General features: G+C 70.3%; 6 protein-coding genes. 1 reads left to right on the top strand and 5 read right to left on the bottom strand.

The features are described 5' to 3' along the window. The 5 genes from P409_RS18180 to P409_RS18160 form a co-directional block, all read right to left on the bottom strand. The coding region (locus tag P409_RS18180) for an efflux RND transporter periplasmic adaptor subunit (RefSeq protein WP_034840800.1) at nucleotides 1-1,026 on the bottom strand (1,026 nt) is incomplete at its 3' end. A gap of 15 nt (nucleotides 1,027-1,041) precedes the next feature. Beyond that, nucleotides 1,042-2,352 carry a glycosyltransferase gene (locus P409_RS18175; protein WP_034840796.1) on the bottom strand — a complete coding sequence of 437 codons (1,311 nt, stop codon included), beginning with the start codon at nucleotides 2,350-2,352 and terminating at the stop codon, nucleotides 1,042-1,044. Nucleotides 2,353-2,401: 49 nt separating this feature from the next. Then, nucleotides 2,402-6,742, bottom strand: a complete 4,341-nt coding sequence (locus P409_RS18170; RefSeq protein WP_034840793.1) for a non-ribosomal peptide synthetase — start codon at nucleotides 6,740-6,742, stop codon at nucleotides 2,402-2,404. Nucleotides 6,743-6,780: 38 nt separating this feature from the next. After that, nucleotides 6,781-6,981 (bottom strand): MbtH family protein, encoded by a 201-nt coding sequence (locus P409_RS18165; protein WP_034840813.1) that lies wholly within the window; start codon nucleotides 6,979-6,981, stop codon nucleotides 6,781-6,783. A gap of 283 nt (nucleotides 6,982-7,264) precedes the next feature. Continuing rightward, nucleotides 7,265-7,990, bottom strand: a complete 726-nt coding sequence (locus P409_RS18160) for a helix-turn-helix transcriptional regulator (RefSeq protein WP_052120874.1) — start codon at nucleotides 7,988-7,990, stop codon at nucleotides 7,265-7,267. A 505-nt stretch (nucleotides 7,991-8,495) separates the two neighbouring features. Here P409_RS18160 and P409_RS18155 point away from each other — a divergent pair. Then, complete coding sequence (locus P409_RS18155; RefSeq protein WP_052120872.1) at nucleotides 8,496-8,852, top strand: hypothetical protein; 357 nt, start codon at nucleotides 8,496-8,498, stop codon at nucleotides 8,850-8,852. Nucleotides 8,853-8,900 lie beyond the last annotated feature (48 nt).

The raw sequence follows: 8,900 nt of genomic DNA, 5'->3' as shown, positions 1-8,900 counted from the left end.
GACATAGGCGCCGTCGGCGCTGAAGAACACGGCGGACAGCGGCACGGTCAGGGCCTTGCGGCGGCCGGTCTCGATCGTGCCCTCGGCGAACACGCCGGGGCGCAGCCCGGGCTCGGGCGGCAGGGTGACGGCGACGCGGCCGAGGCGGCTGGTGGGGTCGACCGTCGGATCAACCAGCCGCACCGTGCCGCGCACCGGCCGGGCGAAGCCGGTCAGCTGCAGCTCCACCGGCTGGCCGATGGCGACGCGCGGCATGCCGGTCTCGGTCACCTCGGCGCGGAACTCGACCTCGCCGTCGCGGATCAGCCGGAACAGCGGCGCGCTCGACATGCCGACCACGGCGCCGATCCGCGCCTGCCGCTCCGACACCACGCCGGCGACCGGCGCCTTGATCTCGGACCGGGCGATGCGCAGCGCGACATCGTCCCGCTGCGCCTGGGCCAGCGCCTTGTCGGCCAGGGCCGAGCGCGCGGTCTCCCGGGCCGAGGCGATGCGGGACTCGGCGACCTTGACCTCGGTCTGCCGGGCCAGGAGCTGCTCGGCGGAGGCGTTGCCGTTGGCGCGCAGCGCCTGGGTCCGCTCCAGCGACGCCTGGGACTGGATGGCGGAGGCCTCGGCCTCGTCGATCGAGGCCTGCGCCTGCTGGGCTGCGGCCTCGGCCTTGGCGATGTTGGCGTCGCTCTGGGCCAGCTGGGTGTCCAGCTGGGCGTGGTCCAGCCGGGCCAGCACCTGGCCGGCCACGACATGGTCGCCGACATCGACGTCGAAGCTGACCAGGCGCAGTCCGTCGACCTCGGCGCCGACCAGCACCTCCTCCCGCGCCGCCAGCGTGCCGGTCACGGCCAGGGTCTCGACCACCTCGTGCATCTCGGCCCGGGCGAGGGTGGTGACGGGGGCCGGGACGGCGGGGTCGCCCGCAGGCCCGACGCGGTCGGAGGCCAGGATTCGCCAGCCGCCGGCCACCACCGAAAGGCCGACCACCGCCAGGGCCAGGAACCCGAGCCGGCGGGAACGGATGACTCTCATCGCGGAACCTCTCGCTCAGGCCGTGGCGCGGCGCTGCCCTTGGCCGGAGACCAGATCGTCCAGGATTGCGGCGATTTCCCGGCGGGCGTCGTGGCGCGCGAAATCGGCCTGCACCGCCTGGGCCCGGCGCCGGTAACGCGGGTCGGACAGCACGGTGCGCACCGCGTTGCGGATCTGCTCCGGCCGCGGATGGCCGGTGCCGAGATTGATCCCGGCCCCGGTCCAGGCGACGCGGGCCGCGATCTCCGGCTTCTCCTCGGTGTCGCCCGCCACCACGATCGGGACGCCGAGGCTGAGGGCGTGGTTGACCGAGCCATAGCCGCCATTGGTGACGAACACATCGACCTTGGGCAACAGCCGGTCATAGGCCACGAACGGCGTGGCGCGGGTGTTCGCCGGGATCGGCACCGGGATCTCCTCGACCGCCGGGCCGCCGGTGGTGGCGACCACCAGCATGTCCTCGTCCTTCAGCGCGGTCAGGGTCGGGCCGATCAGCTGGCCGAAATCCTCGTTGGCGAAGGTGCCCTGGGTCGCCACCACCACCGGCTTGCCGCCGTCCAGCTCGCCCCACCAGCCGGGCGGGGTGAAGCTCCTGGTCGGCGGCGCCAGCAGCGGGCCGACGAAGCGCACCGTCTCCGGCAGGTCGCTGCGCGGATACTCGAAGGATTCTCCGGTCAGCTGCAGGTACAGGTCGGGCAGGCTGACGAAGGCGTCGAACATGAACTCCGGCAGCGGCGGGCAACCGATCGACGCCAGCGTCTCGTCGAACTCCTGCTGCATGCCGGCGCATTGCGCCTGCATGTTGCGATGCATGGCGATGTTGCGGGCCCGCCCCTCGGAGGTGGTGGACGGCGGCATGCCGGAGCCGAAGAACGGCGTGTCGACGCTGGTGGCGGCCAGGGCGGTGATGCCGATGGTGATCACCGGCGGCCGCGCCTCGCGTGGGCCTAGCAGCATCGGCACGGTGCCGGCGAAGACGGTGTCGACCAGGATGGCGTCGGCCGGGAAATCGGCCAGGATCCCGTCCAGCCCGGCCTTCTGGCCCAGCATGGTGCGGCACAGGTATCGCAGGCCCAGCATCAGCTTCAGCGGGCCGCGCTCCGCCTCGTGATAGTCCGGGAACAGCTCGCTGATGCGGCGGTAGTCGAAGTCGATCTCGCCGGGGAAGGGGACGAAGCGCGCCCCGGTCGCCTCCGCCTTCTCGCGGAACAGGCTGGCGGTGTTGAAGACGACCTCATGGCCCTGGCGGACGAGGTGCTGGGCGATGGCGAGAAGCGGCGAGACATGCCCGGGCAGGGCGGTCGCGGCGAGGATGTAACGGGCCATGCTGGGTCCTTCCGCCGGGCGGCGCTGCCGCCGCCCGGCCTTGCTGCAATCACTCGGCGGCGACGGGGGTCGGCTCCGGCGCCCAGGCCTCGGCCGCCTCGACCGAGTCCAGGATCTTCAGGTTGCGCAGATAGCACTCGATCAGCTCCGGCCCGACCGGCGGGATCGCGCCGCCGATCTCGTCCATCCGCGCATGGGTGGCGTCGCAGGACAGGGTCGGCGGGGTGATCGACGTGTCGTACTGGTTGAGGATCGAGAGCACGGTGGCCAGGTAGTGGTCCTGGCTGTCGACCAGGCTCTGCCTCGCCCGCTCCAGCCAGGGCAGCAGCCCCAGCGGCTCGAGCGGCAGGCCCAGGCGCTGGAACATCGGCACCATGTCGCGCAGGTAGATCGCGCCCTGGCTGACCAGGTGGTAGACGCCGCCCCAGGGCCGGTCGCTGCGCGCCAGCCGCAGCATCGCGTCGGCGATGTCGTCGGCCGGGGTCATTGCCATGTGGATGTCCGGGATGGCGCCGATGCTGGCCGAGGCCCGCACCACCCGCCAGATCATGTCGGCCTCGTTGCAGATTCCCTGCGCCCGGTCGCCGGTGATGGTGCCCAGCCGGTACACCGACACCGGCAGGCCGCGCGCCTGGGCCTGCCGCGCCAGCGTGTCGCCGGCCCATTTGCTCTGGGCATAGCCGCCGATCAGGCCCTGCCAGCTGTCCAGCCCCGACGCCTCGGTGATCAGCTCCGGCCCGGTGGACGGGTCGATCACCGACAGGGTCGAGACATAGTGCAGCGCCTTCGGCCGGCCGGACGCGGTCCAGCCGATCAGCGTGCGCACGGCCTCGACATTGGACGGCTTCAGCGCGGCGTAGGACTGCAGGAAGTCGACCATCGCGCCGCAATGGAAGATGGCGTCGCACTGGTCGCGGACAATGGCGATGCCCTTGGGGTCGAGGCCGAGATCCGGCTCGGCCAGGTCGCCGACCAGGATCTTGACGCGGTTCTCGTCCCACAGCCCGATCAGCTGCCGGTCGGTCAGGGCGCGGCGCAGCCGGGTGCGGGCGGCGCCGGCGCTCATCGCCCGCACCAGGCAGAAGATGCGCGCATTGGTGTCGCGCAGCAGCGTCGCCAGGATCTGGCTGCCGACGAAGCCGGTGGCGCCGGTCAGGAACACCTCGCCGAACTCGACCGGCGGCAGCTTCGCCAGCGGCCGGATGTCGTCGGCCAGCTGCGCGTCGGCGGCGAGGTTCAGCGCGGCGCCGGCGACGCCGCCGCGCGCCTGGTCGACCTTCTCCGCCAGACCGGCGATGGTCGAGACCTCGAACAGCACGGCCAGCGGCAGGTCGACATCGAAGGTCGCCTTCATCCGGCCGACCAGCTGCGCCACCAGCATCGAGTGGCCGCCGAGCTCGAAGAAATTGTCCTCGACGCCGACGCGCTCCAGCCCGAAGGTCTCGGCCCAGATCGCGGCCAGGGCCTCCTCGGTCGGCGTCCGCGGCGCGACGAAGCCGGCGCTGGCCTGGCGCTCCGGCTCCGGCAGCGCCTTGCGGTCCAGCTTGCCGCTCGGGGTCAGCGGCAGGGCGTCCAGCGCGGTGAAGGTCGCCGGCACCATGTAGTCGGGCAGGTGGCGCCCCAGCGCCTGCCGCAGCGCCGCCGGCTCCAGCGCCGCGCCGGCCTCCAGCACCACATAGGCGGCCAGGTAGCGGTCGCCCGACTTGTCCGTGCGGTCGATCACCGCGGCCTGCAGGACGCTCTCGCTGCGGACCAGCGCCGCCTCGATCTCGCCCAGTTCGATGCGGAAGCCGCGCAGCTTCACCTGGTGGTCGATGCGGCCGAGGAAGTCGAGCGTCCCGTCGGCCCGCCAGCGCACCAGGTCGCCGGTGCGGTACATCCGGCTGCCGGGCGCGCCGTAGGGGTTGGCGACGAAGCGCTCCGCCGTCAGCATGGCGCGGTTGATGTAGCCGCGGGCCAGGTTGGCGCCGGCCAGGTACAGCTCGCCATTGACGCCGGCCGGCACCGGCTGCAGCCCGGGGTCGAGGACGTAGAGCTGGGTGTTCCAGATCGGCCGGCCCAGCGGCACCGGGCCGGGCTCGGCGTCGCGGCGGCATTCCCAGTAGGTGACGTCGACCGCGGCCTCGGTCGGGCCGTACAGGTTGTGCAGCGGCACCGTGGGCAGCGTCGCGTGGAACGCCGCCGCCAGGTCCTCGGGCAGCGCCTCGCCGCTGCAGAAGACGCGGCGCAGGCCGGTGCAGCCGGCCGCCGCCGGCTCCTGCAGGAAGGCGCGCAGCATCGAGGGCACGAAATGCAGGGTGGTGATCCGCCCGTCGCGGATGATCTCGGCCAGATAGGCCGGGTCGCGGTGCCCGCCGGGCTTGGCGACGACCAGGGCGGCGCCCTGGATCAGCGGCCAGAAGAACTCCCAGACCGAGACGTCGAAGCCGGACGGCGTCTTCTGCAGCACCCGGTCATCGGCCGCAAGGCCGTACTCGCCCTGCATCCAGCGCAGCCGGTTGACGATGGCGCCGTGCGGCACCGCCACGCCCTTCGGCCGGCCGGTCGACCCCGAGGTGTAGATGACATAGGCGGTGTCCAGCGGGTCCGGCGCCCCGGCCTCGAGGCCGGACGGGACCGCGGCGGCCAGCTCGGCCTCCGTCTCCGCCGCATCGAGCACCAGCCGGTCGGCATCGTCCGGCACCACCCAGGCGGTGTCGCGGTCGGTCACCACCGTTACCGGCTTGGCGTCGCCGAGCATGAAGGCGATGCGGTCCAGCGGATAGTCGGGGTCGAGCGGCAGGTAGGCGGCGCCGGTCTTCAGGATCGCCAGCAGGCCGACGACCAGCTCGACCGACCGCGGCAGGGCCACGGCGACGATCCGGTCCGGCCCGGCGCCGCGCGCGGCCAGCAGCCGGGCCAGACGGTTGGCGCGGCCGTCCAGCTCGGCATAGCTCAGCGCATCCCGGCCGAACACCAGCGCGGTCGCGTCCGGCGTGGCCCGGGCCTGGGCGTCCAGCAGCGCGGTCAGCGTCTCCGCCGCCACCGGATGGTCGGTGCGGTTCCAGTCCGTCAGGATCCGCTGCCGGTCCGCCGGGGCCAGGATGTCGATGCCGCCGATCGCCTGGGCGGGGTCGGCCAACATCGCCTGCGCCAGGCGCAGCAGCTGCTCGCGGTGCGTCGCCAGCTCCTCCGCCGTGTACAGCGCCGAATTGGCGTCCAGGTCGATGCACAGGCCGTTGTCGTCGCCGCGGTCGTAGATGAACACGCCGAGATTGTTGGTCGACCCGTTCGACAGGTTCTGCGGCGTCATCGGCAGGCCGCCGAAGCGCAGGTCGTAGTCGAAGGGCTCGATGTTCACCAGCATGGTGAACAGCTGCTGGTTGTTCGGCAGCAGGTTCAGGTCGCGCCGCATGTCCTCGTAGCGGTACTGCTGGTGCCGCAGGCACTGGCGCACCTCGGTGCCGACCTGGCGGATCACGTCCTGCATGCTCAGGCCCGGATCCATCCGCAGCCGCAGCGGCACGGCGTTGGCCAGCATCGACGGCGTGCGCCGCATCCGGGCATTGGCCCGCGCGGTGACGGTCAGGCCGACGATCAGGTCCTCCGCCCCGGTCACGCGGTACAGATAGGCGGTGGTCAGGGCGATCAGGATCTGCGGCAGGCTGGCGCCGATGGACTGCGCCAGGGCGCGCAGCGACGCCACCATGCCCGGCTCCATGAAGGACCGGTCGCGCAGCAGGCTGCCGGTCGCCAGCTTGCGGTGCGACAGCGTGATCGGCGACGGCGTGTCGGCGAAGCGCTCCATCCAGTATTCGCGGTCGCGCAGGAACCGGTTGGAGGCGCGGTAGCCGGCCTCCTCATCCAGGATCTCCGCCAGGCTGCCGAAGGCGGTGTCGTCGGTCGGGGCGCGGCCCTCGACCAGCGCGGTGTACAGCTCCGCCACGCGGCGGGTGCACAAGCCCCCGGACAGGCCGTCCATCAGCAGATGGTGGACGCGGTGGTACCAGATGAAGGACCCGTCCGTGATCTTGAGGACGGCGGAAAACCACAGCTCCTCGGTCAGCGGGTTCAGCGGGCGATCATAATCCGCCTTCATCCAGCGGCCGGCGGCCTCGCGCGGGTCCGGCTCGGCGCTGAAGTCGATGAAGGGGATGTCGCCTCCGTATTCCTGCCGGATCACCTGCCGCGGGCCTTCGTCGCCCTCGACGAAGCGGACGCGCAGCGCCTCGGCCTCCCGCGTCAGCTGCCACAGCGCCGCCTGCATCAGTCCGGTGTCGAGCGGGCCGTGGATCTCGATCGCCTCGGCCAGGTTGAACTCGATCTCGGGCATGAACTTCTGCGCCAGCCACATGCCGGTCTGGGCGGTCGTCAGGGGCAGCGCGGCGCTGCCGAAATCGATGCTGTCCATGGCTCAACTCGCTCGCAGAAACAGGGAGGGGGCCGCCGCTACCGGCCGGCCAGCGACTTCGGGCGCAGATCCGTCCAATGGCTGTCGATGTGGTGCTGGCAGTCGGGACGGGCGGCGTCGCGCAGCACCGCGGTCCAGCCGTCCGGGACCGGGATGAAGGCCGGCCACAACGAATGCTGCCCTTCACCGTTGACGAGGACGTGGAAACGGCCTTCCGGATTGTCGAAAACGCTGGTCACGTCACGCTCCACCATGCCGGCGCGCAGCCATGCCGGCGGCGCCGCGACGGCGGCGCTGCCAGGGGCCGGCGCAAATTGTCGAAAAGGATTCGCGTTGGAAGCTTTCGCCGCCCGGCGGCGGTGCCTCGAACCATCGCGATCCGCACGTCGCCTCGCTTCGCTGGACCGGAAGGCGCGGGGCAGGCGCGCCGCTCCGGAACCGGCAGCCCCAATGAGTCCTAATTGCGCGGACTGTGGTGGGAATCGAAAGCTGTTGTGAGCTGTATAGGTTTACAGGTTTCGGTCACACGCAGATGATGATGTCATGCATCAATCCTCTGGCGATCGCCTGTGACAGGGTCGCCACCCCGAATTTCTGTTTCGCATTCTCGGTGTGGAACACCACCGTCCGGCGGCTGATCCGCATGATCTCGGCGATGTCCGATGCGCTCTTGCCCTTGGCCGCCCATTGCAGGCAGTCGATCTCGCGCGGCGTCAGCGTCGGCCGCGCCTGCGGCTCGGGTCGCTCGTCCTGGCGCAGCCGGGCGTGAAGGTGCAGCGCGACCAGGTGCAGGGCGTGCTGGTGCCGGTCGATGCAGCGCTGGAAATCCGGCTCCATGCCGAACTCGGCCAGGGTCAGACTGGAGGCGCGGCCCTGGCGGTCATGGATCGGGATGGTGACGCCGCGACGGATGCCGGCCTCGGCCGCGTCGTCGAGGAACGCCCTCAGCCGGCGGGTCGATGGCTGGGCCAGCGTGTCGAGCGTCCAGGCGAAGGGCAGCATGGTGCCGACCGCGCGGGCGATCACCGGATCGACCCGGTCGTAGCGCTGCTCGCCATAGCGCTCGACCCAGCTGTCCGGATAGGTGGTCAGCATCAGCGGCCTGTCGGCCTCTCCCGACGGGAAGCTGACATAGGCGTAGTGTCTCAGGCCATATCCGTGAATCGTCCGCTCCAGCAGGTCGTGGATCGCCTGCCGGCTGTGGACGGTTGGTAGGTATAGGATGAAATCCCGAAAAATTTGATCCATCTTTGATCCTCGCCGCATCGTGCTTTCTTGTTTGTTATCCCCCCAGTTATTTTAATTTTATGCATTATTTTAGTTATGCCGTGTCACATTACAGTCACTTCGGCAGTCCTCATCCTATTTCTATTGGTGCAATCCGCCAAGAAAGATTCGCATAAGGCGATATGGAAGGCCGGCCTGCGACAAGCCGCCACGGGGATGTTTGCGCGGATTGATCCGCCCGAAGCCCGTCCTGGCGCGGAGAGCCCTCGATCTGAGAGCCGATCACTCCAGTCAATCTGCATAACATAACAGGTATATTTGAAGACACGAAATGATAGGAATGGCTTCCGTCGGCCGATTTCTGTGATTTGGCCGATCTGGCGCCCGGGAGGTGGCGAGCCCGTTGGATATATTCTTCTCTCAATCGGGAAAGAATAGCTCTCGCGGTGCTTTCTTCTGAAACGGCCCGATCAAGGCGGTCCGGCCCGGCACAGATCCGAATCCTTGCGACACACAGGAGAAGTTCATGAGCGGCATTCTTGATCTGACCGGCCTTCTCGGCGGCCTGCTGCACGATGCCGGTGACGTGCTGGGCGGCGCGGTCGCCGGCATCGGCAGCACCGTCGGCACGGCGGTGGGCGAGACCGGCGAGATCGTCGGCGGCGTGGTGGGTGATGTCGGCGCAGTCGTCGGCGACGCGGTCGGCGACGTGGTCGGCGGCGCCACTCACGCCGTCGGCGCGGTGCTCGATGGCGCCCAGTCGGCCGTCGGCGACGTGGTCGGCGGCGTGGGTGAGGCGGTCGGCCATGTGGCCGACGGCGTCGGCGACGCCCTGGGCAGCGTCCTGGGCGGCCTGTTCGGCCACCTCGACTTCCATCTCTGAGCGGGGCAGCCGGGGCAGGGATCGCCCGCCCCGGCCCTTCAGCGGAAC

The sequence above is a fragment of the Inquilinus limosus MP06 genome (assembly GCF_000767795.1).
Classification (GTDB): domain Bacteria; phylum Pseudomonadota; class Alphaproteobacteria; order DSM-16000; family Inquilinaceae; genus Inquilinus; species Inquilinus limosus_E.
This window is presented reverse-complemented; position numbering and strand designations above follow the sequence as displayed.